Source organism: Methylobacterium durans (assembly GCF_003173715.1).
GTDB lineage: Bacteria > Pseudomonadota > Alphaproteobacteria > Rhizobiales > Beijerinckiaceae > Methylobacterium > Methylobacterium durans.
Window position 1 is genome coordinate 3,614,175 of the sequence record NZ_CP029550.1, and the last position, 25,280, is coordinate 3,639,454.

General features: G+C 70.1%; 26 protein-coding genes and 1 pseudogene. 12 read left to right on the forward strand and 15 right to left on the reverse strand.

Going from position 1 to position 25,280, the window contains the following annotated elements:
* Positions 1-41: 41 nt before the first annotated feature.
* The 11 genes and pseudogenes from DK389_RS16525 to rpsF all read right to left on the reverse strand — a co-directional run bounded on the left by DK389_RS16525 (position 42) and on the right by rpsF (position 10,574).
* On the reverse strand, positions 42-809 hold the full coding sequence (locus DK389_RS16525; RefSeq protein ID WP_418291948.1) for an SDR family NAD(P)-dependent oxidoreductase: 768 nt from the start codon (positions 807-809) through the stop codon (positions 42-44).
* A gap of 8 nt (positions 810-817) precedes the next feature.
* Entirely contained in the window at positions 818-2,308 is a 1,491-nt protein-coding gene (gene purF, locus DK389_RS16530) for an amidophosphoribosyltransferase (RefSeq protein ID WP_109891174.1), read from the reverse strand.
* Between the two features lie 182 nt (positions 2,309-2,490).
* Positions 2,491-3,114: a CvpA family protein gene (locus DK389_RS16535; RefSeq protein ID WP_109891176.1), complete on the reverse strand. Its 624-nt coding sequence runs from the start codon at positions 3,112-3,114 to the stop codon at positions 2,491-2,493.
* Positions 3,115-3,231: 117 nt separating this feature from the next.
* Positions 3,232-4,662 (reverse strand): DNA repair protein RadA, encoded by a 1,431-nt coding sequence (gene radA, locus DK389_RS16540; RefSeq protein ID WP_109891178.1) that lies wholly within the window; start codon positions 4,660-4,662, stop codon positions 3,232-3,234.
* Positions 4,663-4,716: 54 nt separating this feature from the next.
* A complete protein-coding gene (gene alr / locus DK389_RS16545) occupies positions 4,717-5,808 on the reverse strand; it encodes an alanine racemase (RefSeq protein WP_236960986.1) in 1,092 nt (363 codons plus the stop codon).
* A 44-nt stretch (positions 5,809-5,852) separates the two neighbouring features.
* Positions 5,853-6,335 (reverse strand): DUF29 domain-containing protein, encoded by a 483-nt coding sequence (locus tag DK389_RS16550; protein ID WP_109891182.1) that lies wholly within the window; start codon positions 6,333-6,335, stop codon positions 5,853-5,855.
* A 37-nt stretch (positions 6,336-6,372) separates the two neighbouring features.
* On the reverse strand, positions 6,373-7,860 hold the full coding sequence (locus DK389_RS16555) for a replicative DNA helicase (protein ID WP_109891184.1): 1,488 nt from the start codon (positions 7,858-7,860) through the stop codon (positions 6,373-6,375).
* Positions 7,861-8,121: 261 nt separating this feature from the next.
* A complete protein-coding gene (gene rplI / locus DK389_RS16560; protein ID WP_109891186.1) occupies positions 8,122-8,688 on the reverse strand; it encodes a 50S ribosomal protein L9 in 567 nt (188 codons plus the stop codon).
* Positions 8,689-8,716: 28 nt separating this feature from the next.
* On the reverse strand, positions 8,717-9,715 hold the full coding sequence (locus DK389_RS16565) for a DUF2232 domain-containing protein (protein WP_109891188.1): 999 nt from the start codon (positions 9,713-9,715) through the stop codon (positions 8,717-8,719).
* Between the two features lie 125 nt (positions 9,716-9,840).
* Positions 9,841-10,092, reverse strand: a complete 252-nt coding sequence (gene rpsR / locus DK389_RS16570; RefSeq protein WP_066921788.1) for a 30S ribosomal protein S18 — start codon at positions 10,090-10,092, stop codon at positions 9,841-9,843.
* A 3-nt stretch (positions 10,093-10,095) separates the two neighbouring features.
* Positions 10,096-10,574 (reverse strand): annotated as a pseudogene (rpsF, locus tag DK389_RS16575) (30S ribosomal protein S6).
* Positions 10,575-10,971: 397 nt separating this feature from the next.
* Here rpsF and DK389_RS16580 point away from each other — a divergent pair.
* Entirely contained in the window at positions 10,972-11,238 is a 267-nt protein-coding gene (locus DK389_RS16580) for a hypothetical protein (protein WP_162560705.1), read from the forward strand.
* 62 nt (positions 11,239-11,300) lie between these two features.
* On the opposite strand, the gene DK389_RS16585 is transcribed toward DK389_RS16580, so the two are convergent.
* The gene (locus tag DK389_RS16585; RefSeq protein ID WP_109891192.1) at positions 11,301-11,675 is read right to left on the reverse strand and encodes a PH domain-containing protein; all 375 of its coding nucleotides are present in this window, start codon (positions 11,673-11,675) and stop codon (positions 11,301-11,303) included.
* A 139-nt stretch (positions 11,676-11,814) separates the two neighbouring features.
* Here DK389_RS16585 and DK389_RS16590 point away from each other — a divergent pair, with 139 nt between their 5' ends.
* The 7 genes from DK389_RS16590 (at position 11,815) to DK389_RS16620 (ending at position 17,498) form a co-directional block, all read left to right on the forward strand.
* Positions 11,815-12,582 carry a pyridoxine 5'-phosphate synthase gene (locus DK389_RS16590; RefSeq protein ID WP_236960118.1) on the forward strand — a complete coding sequence of 256 codons (768 nt, stop codon included), beginning with the start codon at positions 11,815-11,817 and terminating at the stop codon, positions 12,580-12,582.
* Entirely contained in the window at positions 12,579-12,992 is a 414-nt protein-coding gene (gene acpS, locus DK389_RS16595; protein WP_109891196.1) for a holo-ACP synthase, read from the forward strand. The genes DK389_RS16590 and acpS overlap by 4 nt, the downstream gene beginning before the upstream one ends.
* A gap of 137 nt (positions 12,993-13,129) precedes the next feature.
* On the forward strand, positions 13,130-13,939 hold the full coding sequence (gene lepB / locus DK389_RS16600; RefSeq protein ID WP_109896460.1) for a signal peptidase I: 810 nt from the start codon (positions 13,130-13,132) through the stop codon (positions 13,937-13,939).
* Positions 13,940-13,949: 10 nt separating this feature from the next.
* A complete protein-coding gene (gene rnc / locus DK389_RS16605; RefSeq protein ID WP_109891198.1) occupies positions 13,950-14,711 on the forward strand; it encodes a ribonuclease III in 762 nt (253 codons plus the stop codon).
* A 33-nt stretch (positions 14,712-14,744) separates the two neighbouring features.
* On the forward strand, positions 14,745-15,734 hold the full coding sequence (gene era / locus DK389_RS16610) for a GTPase Era (RefSeq protein WP_109891200.1): 990 nt from the start codon (positions 14,745-14,747) through the stop codon (positions 15,732-15,734).
* Positions 15,735-15,831: 97 nt separating this feature from the next.
* On the forward strand, positions 15,832-16,737 hold the full coding sequence (locus tag DK389_RS16615) for a class I SAM-dependent methyltransferase (RefSeq protein ID WP_109891202.1): 906 nt from the start codon (positions 15,832-15,834) through the stop codon (positions 16,735-16,737).
* Entirely contained in the window at positions 16,734-17,498 is a 765-nt protein-coding gene (locus tag DK389_RS16620; RefSeq protein WP_109891204.1) for a pseudouridine synthase, read from the forward strand. Before DK389_RS16615 ends, DK389_RS16620 begins: the two co-directional genes overlap by 4 nt.
* Before the next feature lie 111 nt (positions 17,499-17,609).
* On the opposite strand, the gene DK389_RS16625 is transcribed toward DK389_RS16620, so the two are convergent.
* From DK389_RS16625 to DK389_RS16635, 3 genes are read right to left on the reverse strand one after another with little or no spacing between them, the layout of a single operon-like run.
* Entirely contained in the window at positions 17,610-19,193 is a 1,584-nt protein-coding gene (locus DK389_RS16625; RefSeq protein WP_109891206.1) for a cell division FtsX domain-containing protein, read from the reverse strand.
* Positions 19,112-20,479, reverse strand: coding sequence for a patatin-like phospholipase family protein (locus DK389_RS33455; protein ID WP_109891208.1), 1,368 nt, complete (start codon positions 20,477-20,479; stop codon positions 19,112-19,114). The genes DK389_RS16625 and DK389_RS33455 overlap by 82 nt, the downstream gene beginning before the upstream one ends.
* A 10-nt stretch (positions 20,480-20,489) precedes the next feature.
* The gene (locus DK389_RS16635) at positions 20,490-21,125 is read right to left on the reverse strand and encodes a hypothetical protein (protein ID WP_109891210.1); all 636 of its coding nucleotides are present in this window, start codon (positions 21,123-21,125) and stop codon (positions 20,490-20,492) included.
* Positions 21,126-21,534: 409 nt separating this feature from the next.
* On the opposite strand from DK389_RS16635, the gene DK389_RS16640 reads away from it, so the two are divergent.
* The 4 genes from DK389_RS16640 (at position 21,535) to frr (ending at position 25,233) form a co-directional block, all read left to right on the forward strand.
* Complete coding sequence (locus DK389_RS16640) at positions 21,535-22,605, forward strand: 30S ribosomal protein S2 (protein WP_109891212.1); 1,071 nt, start codon at positions 21,535-21,537, stop codon at positions 22,603-22,605.
* Positions 22,606-22,726: 121 nt separating this feature from the next.
* Positions 22,727-23,653, forward strand: a complete 927-nt coding sequence (tsf, locus tag DK389_RS16645; protein ID WP_109891214.1) for a translation elongation factor Ts — start codon at positions 22,727-22,729, stop codon at positions 23,651-23,653.
* A gap of 147 nt (positions 23,654-23,800) precedes the next feature.
* Positions 23,801-24,523 carry a UMP kinase gene (gene pyrH / locus DK389_RS16650; RefSeq protein WP_109891216.1) on the forward strand — a complete coding sequence of 241 codons (723 nt, stop codon included), beginning with the start codon at positions 23,801-23,803 and terminating at the stop codon, positions 24,521-24,523.
* Between the two features lie 146 nt (positions 24,524-24,669).
* The gene (frr, locus tag DK389_RS16655) at positions 24,670-25,233 is read left to right on the forward strand and encodes a ribosome recycling factor (protein ID WP_109891218.1); all 564 of its coding nucleotides are present in this window, start codon (positions 24,670-24,672) and stop codon (positions 25,231-25,233) included.
* The last annotated feature ends 47 nt before the right edge of the window (positions 25,234-25,280 follow it).

The window sequence follows — 25,280 nt, forward strand, 5'->3', positions numbered from 1 at the left end:
CCTACCGTCTTCGTGTCGAACCCGCGCATAGGCCCCGCGGTTCAGGCGGGCATCTGCGGGCTCAGCACCGAGTCGGTCGGGAAATCGTAGATCTTGCCCGTCTCCGTCCAGTCCGGATGCGCGAGGCGCACGAAATGGGGGGCGAGATCCTCCGGCGTTCGCAGGGTCTCGGGATCCTCGCCGGGAATCGCCGCCCGGCGCATGGCCGTGCGCAGAGGCCCCGGGTTGAGGAGCATGGCCCGGACCTTTGTCGTCTCGTTCTCGGCGGCGTAGGTGCGCACCATCGCGTCGAGGGCCGCCTTCGAGACCGCATAGGGACCCCAATAGGCGCGGCATTTCTGGGCGGCGCCGGACGTCACGAAGATGGCGCGGCCCGCATCCGACATCCGGAGCAGCGGGTCGAAGGAGCGCAGAAGCCGCCAGTTCGCGGTGACGTTCACGTCCATCACCTGCTGCCAGGTCTTGAGCGGGATATGGCCGAGCGGCATCAGGCTGCCGAGAATGCCGGCATTGCCGACGAGGATGTCGAGCCGCTTCCAGCGCTCGTTGATGGCCGCACCGAGCCGGTCGATCGCCTCGTAATCGGTGAGGTTCAGGGGCACGAGCGTGGCGCTGGAGCCCGCCGCGCGGATCGCGTCGTCGAGCTCCTCGAGGGCGCCCTGCGTGCGGGCGACGGCGATCACGTGGGCGCCCGCACCGGCGAGCGCCAGGGCGGCGGCCCGGCCGATGCCGCGCGAGGCTCCGGTGACGACGGCGATGCGGCCGTCCAGCGACTTCGTCGCGGTGTCGCTCATGGCGGGGGAAGTCATGGCGACGCTCAGTCCGCCTCGGCCAGCATCGCGAGGCGCTTCGGCCCGGCGATGGCGAGGTCCGTCAGCCCGGTCGGATAGTCGCCCGTGAAGCAATGGTCGGTGTATTGCGGGCTCGCGTCGTTGCGGCGCTCCTCGCCCATCGCCCGGTAGAGCCCGTCGATCGAGAGGAAGGCCAGCGAGTCGGCACCGATATACTGGCGCATGCCCTCCAGATCGTGGGTCGCGGCGAGCAGCTTCTCGCGCTCGGGCGTGTCGATCCCGTAGAAGTCCGGATAGGTGATCGGCGGCGACGCGATGCGGAAATGCACCTCGCGGGCGCCGGCCTCCCGCATCATGCGCACGATCTTCACCGAGGTGGTGCCGCGCACGAGGCTGTCGTCGACGAGGATGATCCGCTTGCCCTCGATCGCGGCACGGTTGGCCGAGTGCTTCATCCGCACGCCGAGCTCGCGCACGGACTGGGTCGGCTGAATGAAGGTGCGGCCGACGTAATGGTTGCGGATGATGCCCATCTCGAAAGGCAGGCCCGTCTCCTGCGCGAAGCCGAGCGCCGCCGGCACACCGGAATCCGGCACGGGCACCACCACGTCGGCGGGCGCCGCCGCCTCGCGGGCGAGCTCGATGCCGATGTTCTTGCGCACCCCGTAGACGCTCTTGCCGTTCACGACGGAATCCGGCCGGGCGAAGTAGATGTACTCGAAGATGCAGGGCCGCATCGGCCGCGCCTCGGCGAAGCGGATCGACTCGATGCCCTCTTCCGAGATCACGACGATCTCGCCGTTCTCGATGTCGCGCACGAACTTGGCGCCGATGATGTCGAGGGCGCAGGTCTCGGAGGCGAGGATGTAGCGTCCGTCGAGCTCGCCGAGCACCAGGGGGCGGATGCCCATCGGATCGCGGGCGCCGATCAGCTTCTTGTTGGTCAGCGCGACGATGGCGTAGGCGCCCTCGATCTGGCGCAGCGCGTCGATGAAGCGCTCGATGATCCGCGGTGACCGGCTGCGGGCGGCCAGATGCAGGATCACCTCGGTGTCGGAGGTCGATTGCGTGATGGCGCCGTCGCGCACGAGGTCGCGCCGAATCGAGAGCGCGTTCGTCAGGTTGCCGTTGTGGGCCACCGCGAGGCCGCCGCCGGCGAGCTCCGCGAAGAGCGGCTGCACGTTGCGCAGGATGGTTCCGCCCGTCGTCGAGTAGCGCACGTGGCCGATGGCGGAGCGGCCCTTCAGGCGCTCGATGGTCGAGCGGTCGGAGAAGGAATCGCCGACGAGCCCCGGCCGCCGCTCGGAGTGAAAGATCTCGCCGTCGAAGGAAACGATGCCCGCCGCCTCCTGGCCGCGGTGCTGCAGGGCGTGGAGGCCGAGCGCGACCACGGCCGAGGCGTCCGGATGCCCGAAGATGCCGAAGACGCCGCATTCCTCGCGCAGCGTATCCCCATCGCGGTCGAGCCCGTCGACGACACCGAGAGGGTGGCGGGCGGGCGCGGAGCGGTCTGACATGCTGGTGGTGATCCCTCGTTGCCGCCGACGCCGCTTGCCACGCGCGCGATCCGACAGCTGAACGCGACCGATGCGGCCGGGTGAGTCCCCTAGGCCGGCATCGTCAAGAGACCGTTATCTAGTCAGCGTTTGCGGCGCAACCAAGCGAGGCCGCGCGCGGATAGGCCCGCGCGGCGAGCAGGTCAGCGCCGCGGCGCGGGCGTGGCTGCGGGCTGGCCGCCGGCGTCGGAGCGGCGCTGCGCGGGCGTATCCGTCTCGGCCGGCGCGTCGACGGGCTCGTTCGGCGGCGTCTCGATCTTCGGCTTCTTGAACTGCTTGAGGAGCCCTTCCGGGTTCTCGGGCAGCTGGGCCACCAGGGCCTCGCCGGATTTCTCGAGCATCGGCCGGGTCTTGGCCTGGGCCGCCCATTCCGGAACCTTGCCCTGGACGAGCCAGGCGAGAAACACCCAGCCGATCACGCAGATCAGGAAGCCGCGCGCCGCGCCGAACAGGAAGCCGAGCGAGCGATCGACGGCGCCGATGCGCGAGTCGAGCACCACGTCCGAAACCTTCACGGTGATGATCGAGACGACGATCAGCGTGCCGAGGAAGATCGCCGCGATCGAGGCGACGAGGGCGACGGTGTCGCTCGTCACGTGCTGCTTCACGGTCGGCAGGAGGAGCGGATAGAACGACCACGCCACCGCGGCGGCCGCCACCCAGGCGATGATGGCCAGCACCTCGCGGGTGACGCCGCGCACGGCCGCGAGCAGCGCGGAAATCACGACGATTCCGAGGACGACGAGATCGAGAACGGAGAACGGCATCGCGTCCTGTAAGCTACACGGGGAGATGCGAGGGCTTCGCCGGATTTTTGCGGCTCCCCGGACCGCGGACCCTCTATACCGCGCCGAACCTCGGCCGTCACCCTGGCGACCTCGGGTTCAATCCTCCTCAGCGTAGCGTCCCCGCCCGCGCTCGGATCCGGTTCGGCGGGGCGCGCCCGCGGCGATGCCGGAGACGAGGTCGGCAATGTGGCGCAGGGCTTCCGTCGGGAAAGCCCGCTCCCCAGCCTCGCCGCGTCCCTGCGGCGTCAGCGCCTTCGAGAAGCCGAGCTTCTGCGCCTCCTTCAGGCGGGCGGTCGCCTGCGCGACGGGACGGATCGCGCCGGAGAGGCCGATCTCGCCGAAATAGACGCTCTCGTGGGGCAGCACCGCGCCCGACAGGGAGGAGACAAGGGCGGCCGCCACCGCGAGGTCGGCCGCAGGCTCTGTGATGCGAAGCCCGCCCGCGACGTTCAGGTAGACGTCGTGCGTTCCGAGCCGGATGCCGCCATGGGCTTCGAGCACGGCCAGCACCATCGAGAGTCGGTTCGGATCCCAGCCCACCACCGCGCGCCGCGGCATGCCGAGGGCGGAGGGGGCGACGAGCGCCTGGATCTCCACGAGGAGCGGGCGCGTGCCCTCCATCCCGGCGAAGACCGCTGTGCCGGGCGCGGCGTGGTCGCGCGCCGCGAGGAACAGCGCGGAGGGGTTCGGCACCTCGGCGAGCCCCCCATCCGTCATCTCGAAGACGCCGATCTCGTCGGTCGGGCCGAAGCGGTTCTTTACCGCCCGCAGGATGCGAAAATGGTGGCCCTGGTCGCCCTCGAAGGAGGCGACCGCATCGACCATGTGCTCGACGACCCGCGGCCCCGCGATCTGCCCGTCCTTGGTGACGTGGCCGACGAGGATCACCGCCGTGCCCGTGGTCTTGGCGAAGCGGATCAGCGCCTGGGCGGAGCTTCGCACCTGCGTGACCGTGCCGGGGGCTGATTCCACCGTCTCGGTCCACATGGTCTGAATGGAGTCGATGATGGCGAGCGCGGGTGGGCGCCCCTGCGAGAGCGTCTCGACGATATCCTCGACGTTGGTCTCGGCCGCGAGCTCGACCGGGTGCCGGGCGAGTCCGAGGCGCTCGGCCCGCAGGCGCACCTGCCCCACCGCCTCCTCGCCGGAGATGTAGGCGACGCGCTCTCCGGTCGCGGCCATCGCGGCCGAGGCCTGCATCAGCAGCGTCGACTTGCCGATGCCCGGATCACCCCCGAGCAGGATCACCGAGCCGCGCACGAAGCCGCCGCCCGTGACCCGGTCAAGCTCGGCGATGCCGGAGGCGACGCGCGGCGCCTCCTTGGCCTCGCCGGTCAGGCCCTCTAGGGGGAAAACGCGTCCGCGCGCTCGCGCGGGACGGGTCGCGGCCGGTCCAGATTGCGGGCCGCCGCCGGCAACCTCCTCGACGATCGTGTTCCAGCCGTTGCAGGCCTCGCAGCGCCCGCGCCAGCGATTGTAGACCGCGCCGCAGGACTGGCAGACAAAAGTCTGTTGGATCTTGGCCATGTCAGCGCGCAGTCACCTTGGGTCGGGCCGCCGAAATGCGGCGGGAGGTCCGGATCAACCCCCAACATAATGGCGAACATAACGAGAACCTAGCCCCGTCAGGATCTCGTAGCCGATCGTGCCCGCGGCCGCGCCCACCGCGTCAACGTCGAGGACGTCGCCGATCAGCGTCGCGGTCGCGCCCCGGGCCGCGCCGCGCGCCTCCGTCACGTCGAGGATGACGAGGTCCATCGAGATCAGGCCGAGGATCGGGCAGGAAACGCCGTCGACGAGGGCCCGGCCCGTGTTGCTCGCCGCGCGGGGGTAACCGTCGGCGTAGCCGAGGGACAGGGTGGCGAGGCGGCGGCGGGCGGGCGCCGTCCAGCGCCCGTTGTAACCGACGCTCTCGCCCGCCTCGACCATGCGGACCTGCGCGATCGCGGATTCCAGCCGCACCACCGGCCGCATCGGGTTCGGCCGGCCGGGCGTCGGGTTGCCGCCGAACAGGGCGTAGCCCGGGCGCAGCAGGTCGTGGTGCGCGGATCCGCCGAGGAAGATCCCCGAAGAGTTCGCGAGCGAGCCGGGGATGCCTGGGAAGGCTGCGCGGAGCATCGCGAAATCGGCGATCTGGCGCGCATTGACCGGGTCCTCCGGCCGCTCGGCGCTGACGAGGTGCGTCATCAGGAGATCGATCCCGGCGCGCGGGATCACGGGACCGGCGGCGAGTGCCAGCGCCTCGGGCAGGCGCAGCCCGAGGCGATTCATGCCGGTATCGACGTGGAGCGCCGCCGGGTGCCGGCCGCGCGCGATCCCGGTCCACTCGTCGAGTTCCTCGCGGGAGCCCAGCACCGGCCGCAGCCGCGCCTCGACATAGGCCCCTCCGGTCCCGGGCATGAGCCCGTTCAGCACCGAGATCTCGGCTGCCGGCAGGAGCGCGCGCAGGGCCAGCGCCTCGGAAAGATGCGCCACGAAGAAGCTGCGGCAGCCCGCGCGCCACAGGGCCGGCGCGACGCCCGTCAATCCGCAGCCATAGGCATCGGCCTTGACGACGGCCGCACAGGGCACACCCGGAGCCTCGGCGGAGAGAAGGCGCCAGTTGCCCGCGACGGCACCGAGATCGACCGTCAGGCGGGCGCCGTGGGACGCCAGATTGGCCTCGGAAGAGATGACATCGCGAGGCGCGGCCTCGGCTGAGCATTCGCGCGCGATGATCAGGGTCCCTCCGAGGCGGGCGGCCAGGGGATCTCGCGGCTCATCAGCTCCTCGAATCCGTAGGGGCAGGCGGCGGGGAACACCGTCTCGTCGAGGCTGGTCTCGCCGGCCGCCTCGACGCGCGCCCGCCGGTAGGCCCGCGGCAGACGTTCACCGATCTGCCGGTTGAGGCTCGGGCTGTCGTCGAGGCGATCCTGCACCGCGAGCCGCTGCGTGCGGATGGATTCGGCCCAGCTGCGCGTCCGGCGCTCGGGCTGATGGTCCCATTCCAGGATATGCAGGAGGATGATGTGAGGCGCGCTCGTGAGCGCGTGGCGTTCGGAGTTGGCCACATCCTCGATCTCGTCGGCAAGATTGTCGATGTCGAGCCGCGACCACGCCGCCGCGCGCCGCCGCGCCGCCTGCTCCATCGCCCAGGCGGACAGGTCCGCTTCGTGGGCCGTGCGCGCGGTCTCGACAACCGACTGCTTCGGGCTCGCCACCGCCGATCTCCCTGACAGGTCCTCACCCCTGACCCTATCACATCCGCTCGGGCATCCGGTCGTCCTGCGCGAGGTTCGAGAAGCGAGTGATGTTGGCGTCAAATTGCAGCTCCACCGTGCCGGTCGGGCCGTGGCGCTGCTTGCCGAGGATCACCTCCGCCTTGCCGTGAACGCGGTTCATCTCCGCTTCCCAGGCAAAGAACTCCTCGGTGCCCTCGCGGGGCTTCTTGTTGTTGACGTAGTATTCCTCGCGGAACACGAACATCACCACGTCGGCGTCCTGCTCGATCGAGCCGGATTCGCGCAGGTCCGCGAGCTGTGGGCGCTTGTCGTCGCGGTTCTCAACCTGACGCGAGAGCTGCGAGAGCGCGATGATCGGAACCGCCAGTTCCTTGGCGAGGGCCTTCATGCCGGTGGTGATCTCGGTCATCTCCTGGACGCGGTTGTCGCCCTTCTTCGAGGAGCCGGAAAGGAGCTGCAGGTAGTCGACGATGAGGAGGTCGAGCCCCTTCTGGCGCTTCAGGCGCCGGGCCCGGGCGGCGAGCTGGGCGATGGAGATGCCGCCGGTCTGGTCGATGTAGAATGGGATCGTCTGCATGTCCCGGGCCGCGTCGGTGATCTTGTAGAAATCCTCCGGCCGGATGTCGCCGCGGCGGATCTTGTAGGAGGGCACGCCCGATTGCTCGGCGATGATGCGGGTGGCGAGCTGCTCGGCCGACATTTCGAGGGAGAAGAAGCCGACGATGCCGCCGTTCTTGGTCTCGATGGTACCGTCGGGCCGCTTCTCGCCCTGGTACGCCTTGGCGATGTTGAAGGCGATGTTGGTGACGAGCGAGGTCTTGCCCATGGCCGGGCGCCCCGCGAGGATGATCAGGTCCGAGGGCTGCAGGCCGCCCATCTTGGCGTCGAGGTCGGACAGACCGGTGGCGATGCCGGAGAGCTTGCCGTCGCGCTGGTAGGCCTTGGCCGCCATGTCGACGGCCGCAGTGAGCGCGTCCGAGAACTTCTGGAAGCCGCCGTCGTACTTGCCCGATTCGGCGAGCTCGTAGAGCCGGCGCTCCGTCGCCTCGATCTGGTCGCGCGGCGCCGCCTCGACGGGCGCCTCGTAGGCGCCGTTCACGAGATCCTCACCGATCGTGATGAGGCGGCGCCGGATCGCGAGGTCGTAGATCGTGCGGCCGTACTCGCCCGCGTTGATCACCGTGGTGGCGTCGGCCGCGAGCCGGGCGAGGTACTGCATCACGGTCTGGCCGCCGAAATCGGCGTCGCCGAGATAGGTCTTCAGCGTGATCGGGGTCGCGAGCTTGCCGGCCTTGATCAGGCTGGTGGCCACCTGGAAGATCTGCTGGTGCGCCTCCTCCATGAAATGCTCGGGGAGGAGGAAGTCCGACACGCGGTAATACGCGTCGTTGTTGACGAGGATCGCGCCGAGGAGCGCCTGCTCCGCGTCGATGTTATGGGGCGCGACCCGGTACTCGGCTTGCACCGTCTCGAGCTTCGCCGTGAGGGCGTTCGGTAGGACCATCGGCGGTCTCGCTCCGATTCTCAAAGGTGCGGCCCCAGAAGACGCCGCGATCCGACAACATCCGGCGACCATGGCACCGTCATGGTTGACCGATGCTTGCGCCGCCTCCCGCCCGGGGACGACCCCGCGCAAAAAGGACGCCCGCCGCTCATGCAAGCGGCGGGCGTCCATGCTGGAACAAATGTGGAACGTGTCAACCCTCGGGCCGAACGCTCCCCATTCTCCACCGATTCCCGGTGGAGAAGTGGAGGCGGGGCGGCCTCAGGCGGTCTCGTCCTCGCCGCTCTCGGCCAGCGCCGCGCCGACCTCGAGACCCAGATCGTCGAGGTTGAACTGCTCGCGCTCGGTCACCGACTCGCCGCGGGCCTGGCGCTCGGCCTCCTCGGGGCTGCGGGCGACGTTCACGGTGACGTTCACCTCGACCTCGGGGTGCAGCACGACCGGCACCGTGTGCAGGCCGAGCGTCTTGATCGGCTGGTTCAGGCTGAACTGGTCGCGGGAGACCGAGAAGCCCTCCTTCGTCACGACCTCGGCGAGGTCGCGGGTCGAGACCGAGCCGTAGAGCACACCGGTCTCGCCGGACTGGCGGATCAGGGTGAAGCTCTGGCCGTTCAGCTTCTCGGCGACGCTCTCGGCGTCCTTGCGGCGCTCGAGGTTGCGGGCCTCGAGCTGGGCGCGCTGCGTCTCGAAGTGCTTCTTGTTGTTCTCGGTTGCGCGGAGCGCCTTGCCGCGGGGCAGCAGGAAATTGCGGGCGAAGCCCGGGCGGACCTTCACGGTCTCGCCCATCTGGCCGAGCTTGGCGACGCGTTCGAGCAGGATCACTTCCATCGGTCTGGTCCTTCTGTGATGTCGGTCTTCAGGATCTGGCCGCGCCGGCACGGCGCAGGTTCAGGGCGGTATCGGCGATGCCGAACAGGGTGAGCGCGAACAGGGCGATGCCCTGGGTCACGAACAGGACGAGGTAGAGGCCGAACAACAGGGCCGGGCGGCCGGCGCGTCCGCGGCTGCGGTCATGGAAGGCGGCGAGGCCCTGAAGGGCGAAGGCCGCGCTGAGCGAGCCCGCGAGCGCGGTGCCGAGGACGCCCGCGTAGCCCGGCAGGAAGCCGAGGAGCACGGACGCCCCGAGAAGCCCGAGAACGGCCCGCGGCATCACCGTCGAGGGAATGTCCGGCCAGGGGCGGGGCAGGCGCCCGGAGACCTGCACGATGCGAGCGGCGGCCCAGAGATAGAAGGTGAGGAGCAGGGCGAGCCCCTGCGTGGCGAGCGCCGGCGCGATCCGCGCGAGCGCATCCGCCACCTCCGCCTGCTGGCCGCCGGCGGGCTCGGAGGGGGCTTCGGCTCCGCCAGCGGCAGGGGCCTGATCCGGCTGCGCCGTCTCGGATTTCGGCGCGGGCTGGCGGGAAGGCTGCACGCGCACGATCGAGGCGCTCATGCTGCGCAATTGCGCGTGAAAGGTCTCGTAGTTCGGCGAAGCGATCACCGCGATGGCGACGAAGGCGAGCGCGGCGGTCGCCGCCGTCCAGCCGAGGAGGCGGCCGGTCGGGTACCATTCGAGGCTGCCGTCCGCGCCCGGACGCCCGAGCAGGGCGAGGTAGGCCAGCCACCACGCGGGCAGGGCGAGGTAGGCTCCGAAGCCGAGGCCGAGGAAGGGCGTGACGATGAGGGCGAGCGCGATGCTCCCGGTCGCGGCGGCGACGAGGGCGGCCTTGTGGCTCCAGCCGAGGCCCACGATCAGGATGGGCAGGGGCGCCAGGAGGTAGAGCACGATGGCGAGCGGCGTCGCCTTCAGGAGCACTCCGAACAGGAGCGCCGAGACGAGGCCCGCACCGATGCCGATGCCGAGAAACTGCTTCATCGATCCCGCTGTCCCGCTGACCCGTTCCGGGCAGGGTTAGAGGCGGCACTCCGCCCCAGCGTCCCGGCGGACGCTGAGGTCCGCCGGTCGGTTGATAGTCCCGGCCGGGTGGCCGGGGCGACCTGTTACTTGATCACGTAGGGGAGCAGGCCGAGGAAGCGGGAGCGCTTGATCGCCTGGGCGAGCTCGCGCTGCTTCTTGGCCGACACCGCCGTGATGCGCGACGGCACGATCTTGCCGCGCTCCGACACGTAGCGGGAGAGCAGCTTCACGTCCTTGTAGTCGATCTTCGGAGCGTTCGCGCCCGAGAAGGGACAAGTCTTGCGCCGACGGAAGAACGGACGACGGCCACCGCCGCCACCAGCACCGAATGCCATGACTTAGTTCTCCCCGCCGAAGTTGCGCTCAGGGCGGTCGCCACGATCACCGCGGTCGCCGCGATCACGGTCGCCGCCGAAGCCGCCACCGCCGAAGCCGTCGTCATCGCGACGCCGGCCGCCGCGATCGCCGCGGTCGCGATCCTTGCGGTCGTCGCGGTCGCGCTTCTGCATCATCGCCGACGGCTCGGTCTCGAGCTCCTCGACGCGGATCGTCATGAAGCGCAGGACGTCCTCGGAGATCTGCATCTGGCGCTCCATCTCGGCGAGGGCCGCCGGGGAGCCTCGATGTTGAGGAGCGTGAAATGCGCCTTGCGGTTCTTCTTGATGCGGTAGGCGAGGGACTTCACGCCCCACATCTCGATCTTGTCGACCTTGCCGCCGTTCTGCTCGATGACGCCCTTGTAGGTCTCGACCATGGTCTCGACCTGCTGGGACGTCACGTCCTGGCGCGCCAGGAAGACGTGCTCGTATAAAGGCATTGCGGGCCCTTCAGCGTGAATGGGGCCCGACCGCACGCGGGACGCGCGGGAGGATCGGGCCGGTTTCGTCACGCGCTTGCCCGGCGCCAAGCCCTCCGAGCCGAATGTTTCAGGCCCGAGCGGTTGATCGAAGGCGGAGACACGGGACGACGGGCAGGGCCCTGTGCCGCGAGCGGCACCGTCCGTTCAGCCCCCAGCCGGAGCGAACGCGAGGTGGGGCCTTTAGCGGGTTTGATCGCGATCTACAAGGGCGCGTCCGCGCGGTGATCGCATCGCGCCCCCGTGACGCCTCGCCAATCGAGCCGCCGATCGGGTTCGGCCGCGCACAATCTTTTCCGCGAACCTTTCCGTCGCGAGACTGTTTTACCACCCAGACGTGCGAATGAAGGACAAACTAATGCGTATGCAAACCTTTGCCGTTGCCGCGGGCCTGCTCGTATCTCTCACGGGTGCTTCGCTCGCCCAGAGCACGGCCCCGGACAGCGCCCAAAAGAACATGAACAATCCCGGCAGCGTGAAGAGCAATTCCGAGAAGGCGATGGAGAAGGGTGGAATGCCGGCCACCACCGGCACCGCCACGGCGCCGGATGCCGGCATGAAGGCCGGCTCCACGATGGATCGTGGCACGGCCCCGACGCCCGCCGAGCCGACCCCGCGCCGCTGAGCGCACGGACTGCTGACGAAGGCCGGGTCGCGAGGCCCGGCCTTTCTCGTTCGCGCGGCCGCCTACTTCAGGGACGCCGCGATGGCCTGCTGAATGCCGAGGATGTTGGCGCCCCGCTTCAGCGTGCGCTGGATTGGATCGGGCCGGCCCGAGACCCAGATCTTCAATTCCGAATCGAGATCGAAGCTCCCCGCCGTCTCGATCGAGAACGCGGTGATCGCCCGGTAGGGCACGGTCAGGTACTCGACCTTGCGGCCGGTCAGCCCCTGGCGGTCGACGAAGACGAGCCGGCGGTCCGTGAAGACGAAGAGATCGCGGATAACCTTGAAGGCGACGCGCACGCTCTCGCCCTCCGCGAGCACTCCTGCCATCTGGTCCCGTAACTCGTCCGCGCTGAGATCGCTGCCGTGGCCCAGAAGCCCGTCGAGTAAGCCCATCGTCGCGTGTCCTCCGCTCGCATCCGAGCATATGGGCGGGGCGGGCCGGCCTTGCACCCCGCGCGCTTTCAAGCCGCTGCGGCCTCGGATAGAGCAGCGCGGAAGCGGGAGCACCCGCCGCGCGCTGAAGGAAACGACCGTGTCCGTCTCCCGCCTCCGTCTCGGCGTCAACATCGATCACGTCGCCACCGTGCGGAACGCGCGCGGCGGCGCCTATCCGGACCCGGTGCGCGCGGCGCGCCTCGCCGTGGAGGCGGGCGCCGACGGCATCACGGCGCACCTGCGCGAGGATCGCCGCCACATCCGCGACGCGGACATGGACGCCCTCAAGGAGATCCTGACGGTGCCGCTCAATTACGAGATGGCGGCCACCGACGAGATGATCGGGATCGCGCTGCGCATCCGCCCGCACGCGGCCTGCCTCGTGCCGGAGAAGCGCGAGGAGCGCACCACCGAGGGTGGCCTCGACATCATCGGAGCCCGCGAGCACCTGAAGCCGCGCGTGAAGGCCCTGTCGGAGGCCGGCATCCGCGTCTCCCTGTTCGTCGAGCCCGACGAGCGGGTGATGGAGGCGGCCCGCGTCCTCGGCGCGCCGGTCGTCGAACTCCACACCGGCAGCTATTGCGAGGCGGTGATCGCGGGCGAGACGGAGCGCGTCGCGCACGAATTGTCGCGGATCGCGCGCGCCGCCGAGTACGGTGCTGCGATCGGCCTCGAGATCCATGCCGGGCACGGGCTGACCGTCGACAGCGTCGGGCCGATCGCGCGGCTGCCCCAGCTCGCCGAGCTCAACATCGGCCACGCCATCATCGCGGAGGCCATCTTCGTCGGGCTTCCTCAGGCGGTGCGCGACATGCGTGCGGCGATGGATCGGGCGCGGCAGAAGGGGCCGGAGGTCGCGGCGTGATCCTCGGCATCGGCTCGGACCTCTGCGACATCCGCCGCATCGAGAGGTCTCTGGAGCGCTTCGGCGACCGCTTCACGCACCGCGTCTTCACCGAGGGCGAACGCGCCAAGAGCGATGCGCGCGCGGCCCGCGCCCCATCCTACGCGCGACGCTTCGCGGCCAAGGAGGCCTGCGCCAAGGCACTCGGCACGGGCTTGAGCCTCGGCGTGTTCTGGCGGGACATGGAGGTCGTGAACCTGCCGGGTGGCCGCCCGACCCTGCGCCTCAGCGGCGGCGCGCTCGCGCGGCTGTCGGAGATGACGCCGCCCGGCCACGAGGCGCGAGTGCATGTCAGTCTCACCGACGATCCGCCGCTCGCGCAGGCCTTCGTGGTCATCGAGGCGGTGCCGTGCGGCACCTTCCGGGATTAGCCGGCGGACTTCACGCGTTGCGGGCTGTCCCGGCTTAGTCTAGACCCCCGCACACAGCGGACAGGATCGCGGCAGGCTCCCCGCTTTGCATGCCGATGGACCGGGCCGGGGGCCGAGTCGAAGGACTGGGCGAATCGATGGAACGCGCACGCGTGGATCACGAGACGAAGCACGAGATTCGGGCGGCCGAGACCGGTTCGACTGGAACCTGGGCCAGCATCCGCGAGACCCTGAAGGTCGGCATCCAGGCGCTGCTCATCGCCCTCGTGGTGCGCACGCTGCTGTTCCAGCCCTTCAACATTCCCTCGGGATCGCTGGTGCCAACCCTCCTGATCGGCGACTACCTGTTCGTGTCCAAGTATTCCTACGGCTACTCGAAGTACTCGCTGCCCTTGAGTGAGTTCATTCCGGTCAAGTCGGAAGGTCGCGTCTGGGCGGCCGAGCCGAAGCGCGGTGACATCGCCGTCTTCAAGCTGCCGAAGGACAACGCCACGGACTACATCAAGCGCGTGATCGGCCTTCCGGGCGACAAGATCCAGGTCATCGACGGCGTGCTCAACATCAACGGCAAGCCGGTCAAGCGGGAGCGCATCGCCGATTACGAGACGATCGATCCCTACGGCCAGGCGACCAAGGTTCCGCAATACATGGAGACGCTGCCGAACGGCGTCGTCCACCGGGTCATCGAGCGCGACGGCGACAACGGCTTCTGGGACAAGACCGAGCTCTACACGGTGCCGCCCGGCCACTTCTTCATGATGGGCGACAACCGCGACAACTCGACCGATTCGCGCGATCTCGCCAATGTCGGCTACGTGCCCTTCGAGAACTTCGTCGGCCGCGCCGAGATGATCTTCTTCTCGATCGACGAGGGCACGCCGGCCTGGCAGGTCTGGAACTGGCCCGCCAAGGTCCGTTGGAACCGCATCTTCAACACCATTCACTGACGGTGGCGCCTTGAACGACGCCGCGCGTCCCTCCAGCCGCGCGCGGCGCGCGCACAAGCCGAAGCCGCCCCTCAGCGCGCTGGAGGATCGCCTCGGCCACACCTTCGCCGACCCGAATCTCCTGAGCCTCGCGCTCACCCATGTCAGCAAGGCGACCGGGCGTGCAGGCAGCTATCAGCGCCTCGAGTTCCTGGGCGACCGGGTGCTCGGCCTCGCCGTCGCGGAGCTGCTCTATCAGAACTTTCCCGAGGCCGACGAGGGCGACCTCTCGCGACGCCTCGCGGGGCTGGTGCGCCGGGAGACCTGCGCCACCGTCGCGGCCGCCTGGGATGTCGGCCCGCACCTCGTCCTCGGTCCGGGTGAGGTGATGGGCGGCGGGCGCCGGAACCAGACGATCCTCGCCGATGTCTGCGAGGCGATCCTCGGAGCCGTCTACCTCGATGCCGGGTTCGGTCGTGCGAAGGATCTCGTCGCGACGGCCTTTCGCCCTGGCGAGAAGACGGATGCGCCGCGCGGGCGCGACGCCAAGTCGGCCCTGCAGGAATGGGCGATGGGCCGCGGCCTCGCCGTCCCCGTCTACGAGGTGGTGGAACGTTCCGGGCCCGACCACGCCCCGCGTTTCCGCATCGCCGCCCGCGTCGTGGGCGTCGAGCCGGGCTACGGCGAGGGCACGTCCAAACGTCTCGCCGAGCAGGAGGCGGCCCGAAGCGTCCTCGCCCGCGAGGGCATCGGGGAGGCTGCCGCCGAAACCAACGCGACCGAGACCGGTTGATGGGGCACCTCGCCCCGCTGAGGAACTGACCCGATGGCCCGAGCGCCGCAGGACGACACCCCTGAAGACGACACGCCCGAACAGGGACAGGACGGCCCGCACATCCCGCCGCTGCCCGCGATGCCGGCCGACGCGCGGGCGGGCTTCGTCGCGCTGATCGGCGTGCCGAACGCCGGCAAGTCGACGCTGCTCAACAGCCTCGTCGGCACCAAGGTGTCGATCGTCTCGCGCAAGGTCCAGACGACGCGCGCCCTCGTGCGCGGCATCGCCATCGAGGGCAGCGCGCAGATCGTGCTCGTCGACACGCCCGGGATCTTCGCGCCGAAGCGCCGTCTCGACCGGGCGATGGTGCATTCGGCCTGGAGCGGTGCGGCCGACGCCGACGCGATCTGCCTGCTCGTCGATGCCCGCAAGGGCGTGGACGAGGAGGTCGAGGCGATCCTCGCCCGGCTACCCGAGGTGCGGCGCCCGCGCATCCTCATCCTGAACAAGATCGACCTGATCCCGCGCGAGAAGCTCCTCGACCTCGCGGCGGGCCTCAACGGACGGATGTCGTTCGCCGAAACCTTCATGATCTCGGCGCTCAACGGCGACGGTGTCGCCGACCTGAAGCGGAGCCTCGCCGCGATGATGCCGCCCGGCCCCTGGCTCTACCCGGAGGATCAGGTCTCGGACGCGCCGATCCGCATGCTGGCCGCCGAGATCACACGCGAGAAGATCTACGACCGGCTCCACGAGGAACTGCCCTACCGCTCGACCGTCGAGACCGACCAGTGGCAGGTGCGCGCGGACGGCTCGGTGCGCATCGAGCAGACGATCTTCGTGGAGCGGGAGAGCCAGCGCTCCATCGTGCTCGGCAAGGGCGGCCAGACCATCAAGGCGATCGGTCAGGCGGCCCGCCTGGAGATCGCCGAAGTGGCCGAGGCGAAGGTCCACCTGTTCCTTCACGTCAAGGTTCGCGAGAACTGGGCGGACGACCCGGCCCGGTACCGCGAGATGGGGCTCGAATTCCCCAAGGCCTGACGCGCCCCGCGACGTCTGCACGCAGGGCCGCCGGCCCGGCTCCCGATCGAACCGACCCGCCTCGGACCTACCTTCGTCCCCGATGCCTTCCTCCGCGATGTCCGCCGCCGTTTACGGCCTGCCCCCCGCCGGCCTCGCCGAGGTGCCGGGCAATGCCGTCCAGCTCTCGCCCCTGATCCCCGGTTCGGCCCGGCTCGAGGATTGCGCCGAGGCGAGCCTCGACAGCATCGCGATGCTGGCGCCCCCCGGCACGGTCGAGCGGCGGTTCGTGCTCGCGCACGCGCTCCGCGCGCTCAGGCCTGGCGGGCGCCTCACGGCGCTCGCGCCGAAGGACAAGGGCGGCTCACGCCTCGCCCGCGAGCTGCGCGATCTCGGCTGCGCGCCAGGCGACGAGCCGCGGCGCCACCACCGCATCTGCACGCTCGATCGACCCGAGGCAGCGCTGCCGCTCGCCGAGGCCATCTCGGCTGGCGCACCCCGCCACATCGAGAATATCGCCCTCTGCACGCAGCCCGGCATCTTCTCCTGGGATCGGCTCGATCCGGGCACCGCGCTCCTCCTCGGCGTGCTGCCGCCCGTCTCGGGTGCCGGTGCCGATCTCGGCTGCGGGCTCGGGATCCTCGCGCGCGCTCTGCTCGCCGCGCCGGCCGTCACGAAGCTGGTGCTCATCGACATCGACCGGCGCGCCATCGAGATGGCCCGCCGCAACGTCGGGGACCCGCGCGCCGAGTTCCGTTGGGCCGATCTCCGCACGGCCGATTCCGGCCTCGCCCGGCTCGACTTCGTCGTCATGAATCCGCCCTTCCACGATGGCGGTGCCGAGGACCAAGCCCTCGGGCAGACCTTCATTCGGCGTGCCGCCGAGAGCCTGCGCCCCGGTGGGACGCTCTGGCTGACGGCCAATGCCCATCTGCCCTACGAGGCGGTTCTCAGGGCCTCGTTCCGCAGCGTCGCGCAGCGGGCGGCCGCCAATGGCTACAAGGTCTACGAGGCCCGCGCATGAGCGCCGCCAAGACCACGAACCTGCGGCTCGACAAGCTCCTGGCGAATCTCGGCTACGGTTCGCGGCGCGAGATCGCGGGCCTCGCCCGCGGCGGCCGTATCCGGCTCGACGGCGCGGTGCTGCACGATGCGGACCGGCGGATCGCCGTCACGCCGGACCTGCCAGAACGGATGACGGTCGACGGGGACAGGCTCGACCCGCCGCCGGGCCTGCTGCTCCTGCTGCACAAGCCGGTCGGCGTCACCTGCTCGCACAAGGAGGCCGGCCCGCTGATCTACGGCCTCCTCCCGACCCGCTGGCGTCGCCGGGATCCGGCCCTCTCCACGGTCGGGCGGCTCGATAAGGAAACCTCGGGCCTGATTCTGCTGACGGATGACGGGGCGCTCCTGCACCGGATCATCTCGCCGAAGGCGAGCGTCCCGAAGCGCTATCAAGTCACCCTCGAGCGGCCCCTGCGCGGCGATGAGGCCGAGGTTTTCGCCTCCGGCACGCTGATGCTGGAGGGCGAGGACAGGCCGCTCCTGCCCGTGGCGACGGAGGTGCACGACGCGACGCGCGCGGCCGTGACCCTGACCGAGGGCCGCTATCATCAGGTCCGGCGGATGTTCGCCGCGATCGGCAACCACGTGACGGCCCTGCATCGCGACCGGATCGGCGCCCTCGACCTGCCCGAGGATCTGGCGCCCGGCGCGTTCCGCTCGGCGAGCGCGGAGGATGTCGAGCGGATCTTCGGTGCCGCGCCCGGCTCCGCGCCGGCCTGACGCGGGCGACCCGTCAGCGACGCTCGCCATCACGCGTCGCTCAAGCGCGCCTGTCGGCCAGGGCCTCGAGGCCGTTGAAGACGCGATGCAACTCGGTCTCGGCCGGGTCCATCACGTCGTCGAGCGTGTCCGGGGCGCGCGCGGCCGCGTCGAGCATCGCGCCCGTGATCCAGGCGCCCAGCCGTCGGTAGGATTCGAAGTCGCTCTCCGTGAAGAACTGGTTGAGGGTCGGGTCGTGGGGAAGGTCTTGCGCCGGCCGGCGCAGGCCGAGATCTCGATCGGGAGGGGATCGGAGAGCCAGGGCTTCAGGTAAAGGAGCCGCCCCTCCGCCCTCGGCTGCCCGTCGCGCGCCGGATAAGTAATGCGGGCGAAGGCGCCCTCCGCCCGCAAGCGCTTCTGATCCACCCTGATCGGCTTCGGGAAGTCGATCGAGACCCCGAGATCGATGGTCGCGTACTGGATCGCGCGCCCGAGATCCTCGTAGGCGTAGGTCTGGTCCTGGCCCGCATCGACGACGAGGATCAGCGCGCAGCGCCGGCGCAGCATCTCGTAGAGGCCCAGATTGTCGAATTGGCCGCCATCGGACAGGTAGACGAAGGCACCGTCGTCCCGCGAGCTGCCGATCAGCTCGGACAGGAGGGCCGGCACGGCGTTGCGTGGGCCGCCACGGATCAGCTCGCCCTTCCGGAGCCCGATGCCGGGATTGGGAAGCCACGCCCCGAGCCGCATGTTGAAGAGCGTCATCACGAAGGCGGTCAGGGCCGAGGAATGGTAGCCCATGTTGGGGCTCGCGGCGGCGCCCGAGATCGTCATCGCGGTTCCGAGGGTGATGCCCTTCGGCTCGTCGTGGATGCCGGTCTGGCGCTCGTCGCCCGCGTAGCTCTCGGTCGGGACGTAGGCGCCGGTCGCGGCGCCGTCGTCCGTGGAGCGGCGCAGCCGGGCCGAGCCGCAATGGAGCGGCGTGATCGTGAAGGAATCGGCCTTGCGCTCGGCCTGGGCCGGGTCGTAGCCCCGGGTCCGGTTGAGGGCGACGTTGATGACCGGGAACAGGCGCGGCGGCGAGCGGCGCGTGAAGGCGTCGGCCACCCGGAGGTTGTCGAGGGGATCGAAGCCGGTGAAGCGGTCCGGGTGCTTGGCGCCGCTCCGGCGTGCCGAGCCGAGGAAGCCGCGGATCAGGCGGCTCCGGTAGACGGCGTGCATCGAGAACCGGTTGAGGTTGATCAGCCCGCTGAGGAGCCAGGCGAGGCCTGCCGCAGCGATCACGAACGCGACACTCGCCGCGGTGATCGCGATCATCGTGGGCGCGGGGGAAAAACGCGAGGCGGCCCAACCGATTGCGACGGCGGTGGCGTGCCCGATCAGCACCAGAAGAGCGGTGCCGAACACGATGATCCCCGCATTGGTCAGGACCGAGAGCGGGACGAGCCGCGGCTTCTGCGCCTCGCCGCGCGCGGTGAAGGCCGTCATCGCGCTGCGGCCGATCCAGGCGACGAGGCCGCCCGAGGCGACGCCGCCGCCCGCGAGCGCGGCGATGGCCGAGCCGCCCCAATCCGACAGGTGCGATCCGCCGATCACCACGACGATGCCCGCAAGGCAGAGGCCGAGCACGACGATCAGCTTCGTCCCGTTGAGCCGGGCGAGCCATTCCCGGTCGAGGTCGCCCCGCAGGGCGTTGCGCCGCAGGGCCACGAACACCGTGGTGCGCAGGGTCTCGGCCAGCGCGATCCAGAGGGGCCGAGCAGCACCAGCCAGAAGATGTCGAGATCCTGGGCGAACCAGATGCCCCACCAGAGCAGGGCCGCCGAGGCGAGCGCGCTGACGATCCAGGCGAGAAGACCCCTCCGGAACAGCGTGACGTGCCAAACCCGTGCCAGCGCCTCGTCCCGCGCGTCGCGCGCCCCGTAGCGGCGGCTGGATTCCCAGAGGAAGGCGAGCCCGTAGGCGAGCAGGCAGATCGCGACGCTGAGCCCCGGCACGAGCAGGATCTGCGTCTCCGTCGCACCCGTTCGCCGCGGCGGCGCGGGGCAGGCGGCCGGCGTCGCCGGGTGGCAGGCGGTCCCGACGGCGGCGCCCGCGGGAGGACGCGCCTCCGCCGAGGCCGCCGCCGGCGGACACGGCTTCGCCGCCGGCTCGCAGGCGGGCGGCGGCCCCGTCCGGAACACTTGGTGGAGGTCCGCGATGTGGTGGTCGCTGAGGATGCGCGGCGCCGCCGCCATCGGCATCGCGAAGCACCAGACGAGGATCGGCACGATGATCCGGATCCGGATCTGGCCCGCGTCCGGTCCGAACGGGTGGGCCCGGTCGTCCCGCCTGATCCAAGAGGCTGGGAGGTCGGGATGACTGTGGCTCGGCACGCCGAGGATCGACCAGTACACGGCCGAGAGCAGGCACGCGCCCCCGACCGCCAGGAGCACGAACTCGGCGAGGTCGTGCCGGTGCGTCACGAGGGACGCCGTCGCGACGGCGTAGAGGAGCAGGGACGCGGCCACTGCGACGAAGACGGGCAGCAGCACGAACCAGTTGATCAGCGTGTTCCGCAGCCAGAGCAGGACACCCGTCAGGGTGTCGAGCGAGAGGAGGCCGGGCTCGGGCGCCAGGAAGCTCGTGTAGCGGCGCAGGGCGTGGACCGGCCCGCCGGGCCGGTCGCTGCCGGGACCGCTGATCGCGTCCTCGGCGGCCGTGACGCTGGCCCAGCGCGTCTGGCCCCCCGCCTCGTCGAGCTGTCCGGAGACCACCCGGGTCAGCCACGCGGCGATGTAGCCGCCGCCGGAGACCGTCGAGAGGTAGTGGAAATGGCCGAGGAGCCGGCGCGCGGCGAGGGCCTGTAGCACGCCGAGGCCGAAGGCGGCGCTGCGCACGCCCCCGCCCGACAGGCAGAGGGCGGCTGGCTGCGCCCCGTCCGGGAGTTCGAGGGCGTCCCGCTCGGCGGCGAGGGCCTCGTCGGTCGAGAGCGGCGCGACGGGATCGTGAGCGTGCGACATCGCCGGCCCCTCAGGACCGGGTCAGGGCGAAGCTCAGGCCCTGGTTCAGCACGCGCCGGCAGAAGCGGTCGTCGAGGATCGGGTTGCGGGCGGCCGGCAGGCGGGTCTCGTCATACTTGCTGATGCAGGTGACGAGCATCGCGGCGAGGGCGGCCCGCTTGTCGGCGCCGGGGCCGATTGCGCCGTCCGGCTTGCTGACGAGGGCGACGAGGAGCGTGCCGTACTGGCTGAGGATCATCGCGTAGGCGTCGTGCCCGATCACGCCGTTGGAATAGGCTTGGCAGGCGGCGTAGAGCCCGTCGCGGAGCGCCAGCACGCCGGCGGTCCGGCCCTCCAGCGTCGTGACCTTCTCGGTCTGCGCGAAGCCGCCCGCGATGCTGCCGCTGCCCTTCTCGGCGATGGTCACGCTGGCATTGGCGTTGGCGTTGCGCCCGAATTCCACGGCGTAGTCGGGGCTCGGCTCCGTGCAGACGATGGGCCGGACGAGGCCGTCGGGCCCGGGTCTCGGGCGCTCGCTGACGAGGCGGAGATTGCCGGTCGTGGCGAGGGTGTTCGAGGTGCCGTACTGGAGTTGCGTCACCTTCAGGCTCGGCGAGTCGCAGGCCGCGAGCAGGCACAGGAACAGGATCGCTGCCGGAACGCGCATGGAGGCCCCCTTCGTTCTCGCGGCTCGTTCGGCGCGCGTTATCCCGCCGCCCGTCTTTCGGGCGTGACTGGTCGAGGCGGGCCGATGCTCGGCACCGCCAACTGCGAATAATCGCTAAGATTGATTTAATGCACCTGAGATTGATTTTGGGAAGTGCAAAAGCGGCACGGAGGCAGGGTTTCCCGTCGCTGCCCGCGTTCGTGTCCGGTTCCGTCCGCGCAGGAACTCCATGCAGACCCGTGGGACCGCCCCTTTCCGTCCGCCTTGCCTTCGGAGAGGCGCTCTGCTAAGGCCGCGCCCATTCCACACGCGGAGCCGGCCTCATGCCTGAATGAGGCGTTTCCGGTGGCCGGACCCTTGCGGCCGGTCGCTTCCTCCGCGGCGGTATCAACCGGAGAGCACACCGATCATGGCCGTCGATTTCTCTATGCGTCAGCTCCTCGAAGCCGGCGCTCATTTCGGGCACCAGTCCCACCGCTGGAACCCGAAGATGCAGCCCTACATCTTCGGCACCCGCAACAACATCCACATCATCGATCTCGCCCAGACCGTCCCGGCGATGCACCACGCGCTGCAGGCGGTGAGCGACACCGTCGCCAAGGGCGGCCGCGTGCTGTTCGTCGGCACGAAGCGCCAGGCGTCGGACACGATCGCCGAGGCCGCCAAGCGCTCCGCCCAGTACTACGTCAACTCCCGCTGGCTCGGCGGCATGCTGACCAACTGGAAGACCATCTCGGGCTCGATCCAGCGCCTGCGCAAGGTTGACGAGACGCTCGAGGGCGGCGGCCAGGGCCTGACCAAGAAGGAGCGCCTGATGCTGTCCCGCGAGAAGGACAAGCTCGAGAAGGCGCTCGGCGGCATCAAGGACATGGGCGGCGTGCCCGACCTCCTGTTCGTGATCGACACGAACAAGGAGCAGCTCGCCATCAAGGAGGCCCAGCGCCTCGGCATCCCGGTCGCCGCCATCGTCGACACGAACTGCAACCCGGACGGCATCACCTACGTGGTCCCGGCCAATGACGACGCCGGCCGCGCCATCGCCCTCTACTGCGATCTCGTCGCCCGCGCCGCCATCGACGGCATCTCGCGCGCGCAGGGCTCGTCGGGCATCGATCTCGGCGCCTCCGAGGCTCCGGTCGCCGAGGAGCTGCCCCCGGCCAACGACGATCGCGGCCCCGCGGTCGACGCCGAGGCGCTGAGCGCGGCCGACGTCGAGGCGCTCGCCGAGTCGACGGAGCATTTCGAGCTCCTCGCCGCCCCGCGCGGCGCGCCGGACGACCTGACCAAGCTCAACGGCGCCGGTCCGCAGATCGTGCAGAAGCTCAACGATGCCGGCATCTACCATTACTGGCAGATCGCCGCGATGAGCCCCGAGGACGTCGCCCGCGTGGACGGCGACCTGAAGCTCAACGGCCGCTTCGGCCGCGACGGCTGGGTCGAGCAGGCCCGCGCCTTCGTCGAGGCCGCCGCCGCCGCCTGAGCACGCCGCGCGGCCCGTGATCGGGCCGCGCCGGACGGCATGCGACACCCTTCGGGCCCGGTGCTCAGCCCCTGAGCGCCGGGCTCATTCTCATCTGAACACGTCACAGGAAGGACCGGCCATGGCCAACATCACCGCCGCGATGGTGAAGGAGCTCCGCGAGAAGACCGGCGCGGGCATGATGGATTGCAAGGGCGCCCTCAACGAGACGGACGGCGACCTCGAGGCCGCCGTGGACTGGCTGCGCAAGAAGGGCCTCGCCAAGGCCGCCAAGAAAGCCGGCCGCACCGCCGCCGAGGGCCTCGTCGCCGTCGAATCCTCGGGCCACCACGCCGCCATCGTCGAGGTGAATTCCGAGACCGACTTCGTCGCCCGCAACGACAACTTCCAGGCCTTCGTCCGCGAGGCGGCCAAGCTCGCCCTCAACACGGACGGCACGCTGGAGGGTCTGCAGGCCGCCCCGTTCCCGGGCGAGTCGACCACGGTCGGCGAGCGGCTCCAGAGCCTGATCGCCACGATCGGCGAGAACATGAACCTGCGCCGCGTCGCCAAGCTCGACGTGACGAAGGGCGTCATCGCGAGCTACGTCCACAACCAGGTCACCGAGGGCCTCGGCAAGATCGGCGTGCTGGTCGCGCTCGAATCCGAGGGCGACGTGGACGGGCTGTCGACCCTCGGCCGCCAGATCGCCATGCACGTCGCGGCGACGAACCCGGTCGCCCTCGACGCCTCGGGCGTCGACGCGGCGACGCTGGAGCGCGAGAGCAACATCCTGCGCGAGAAGAACGCCGGCAAGCCGGACCACGTCCTCCAGAAGATCGTCGAGAGCGGCCTGAAGACCTACTACAAGGAGGTCACCCTCCTGGAGCAGCCCTTCGTGCACGACGGCTCGAAGTCGGTCGCGCAGGTGCTGAAGGAGGCCGAGGGCAAGGTCGGCGCGCCGGTCAAGCTCACGGGCTTCGTCCGCTACGCCCTCGGCGAGGGCATCGAGAAGGAAGAGGGCCCGGACTTCGCCACCGAGGTCGCCCAGCAGGCCGGCCGCGCCTGATCGCCTCTTCCTCCCTCCGGAGACGGGGGAGGGGCACCTTACCGGGCGCGCGCCCCTCGACGGCGCGCGCCCGCTTAAGTAGAAGCCCCCTCGGTTCGCGTGCAGGCCGGCGCGGTCTCGGACAGCCGGCGACGAGGGGATGGGCTGATGCCGGAGACGACGCCGTTTCGCCGCGTGCTCGTGAAGCTCTCCGGCGAGGCGTTGGCCGCCCCGGACGGCTACTGGCTGCACCCCCCGACGCTCGCCGGCCTCGCCGAGGACATCGCCCGCACCATCGAGGCCGGCATTGAGGTCGCGCTCGTCGTCGGCGGCGGCAACATGATCCGCGGCGCCCGCATCTCGGCCGCCGGCTTCATCGACCGCGCCACCGGCGATTCCCTCGGCATGATGGCCACCGTGATGAACTCGCTGGCGCTGGAGACAGCACTGAACGCGACGGGCGTGACCGCCCGCACCATGTCGGCGGTCTCGATGCCGACGATCTGCGAGACCTACGCCCGGCAGCCGGCCCTGCACCACCTCGACAAGGGGCAGGTCGTGGTGCTGGCGGGCGGCACCGGCAACCCGTACTTCACCACCGACACCGCGGCGGTGCTCCGGGCAGCGGAGCTGCGCTGCGACGCCGTGCTCAAGGCGACGCAGGTCGACGGGGTCTACTCGGCCGACCCGAAGCACGATCCCACCGCGACGCGCTACGACCGCATCACCCACGACGAGGCCATCGCCCGCGACCTCAAGGTGATGGACACCGCCGCCTTCGCGCTCGCCCGCGAGAGCCGCCTCTCGATCGTGGTCGGCTCCGTGCACGCCCCGAGCTCGATCACCGCGATCCTCACCGGGCAGTCGCCCTCGACGCACGTCGTCCCCTGACGGCCGCCGCGCCCGCGGACGGCTCCGTTTTCCTTACGCGATAGGCATTTGCGGCGCTGCCGATTTTCGTTCATTGAAGCCCCGAACGGGCGGGCCCACGGGCGCCGCCCCGGCATGCAATCGGGACGCGTCGGGAACCGCAGGACATGGCCACACCGGACTTCGATCTGAACGACCTCAAGCGCCGCATGCAGGGCGCCGTGACCTCGCTCTCGAAGGATCTCGGCTCGCTGCGCACCGGCCGCGCGACGCCGAGCCTCCTCGATCCGATCCAGGTCGACGCCTACGGGGCGATGATGCCGATGGCGCAGGTGGCGACCGTGAGCGTGCCGGAGCCGCGCCTCCTCAGCATCTCGGTCTGGGACCGCAGCATGATCACGGCCGTCGAGAAGGCGATCCGCGAATCCGATCTCGGCCTCAACCCGCAGACGGAAGGGCAGACCATCCGCCTGCGCATCCCCGAGATGAACGAGCAGCGCCGCAAGGAGATGGTCAAGGTCGCCCACAAATACACCGAGGAGGCCCGCGTCGCCGTGCGCCACGTGCGCCGCGACGGGCTCGACCATCTCAAGAAGCTCCTCAAGGACAGCGCCATCAGCGAGGACGACGAGAAGCGTCAGGCGGCGGAGGTCCAGAAGGCCACCGACCACCACATCGCCGAGATCGACGGGGTGCTGGCCTCGAAGGAGAAGGAGATCATGCAGGTCTGAGCCGGGCCTGCGACGGGCGAGGGGGCGTTCCGCACCTTCGCGGGCCG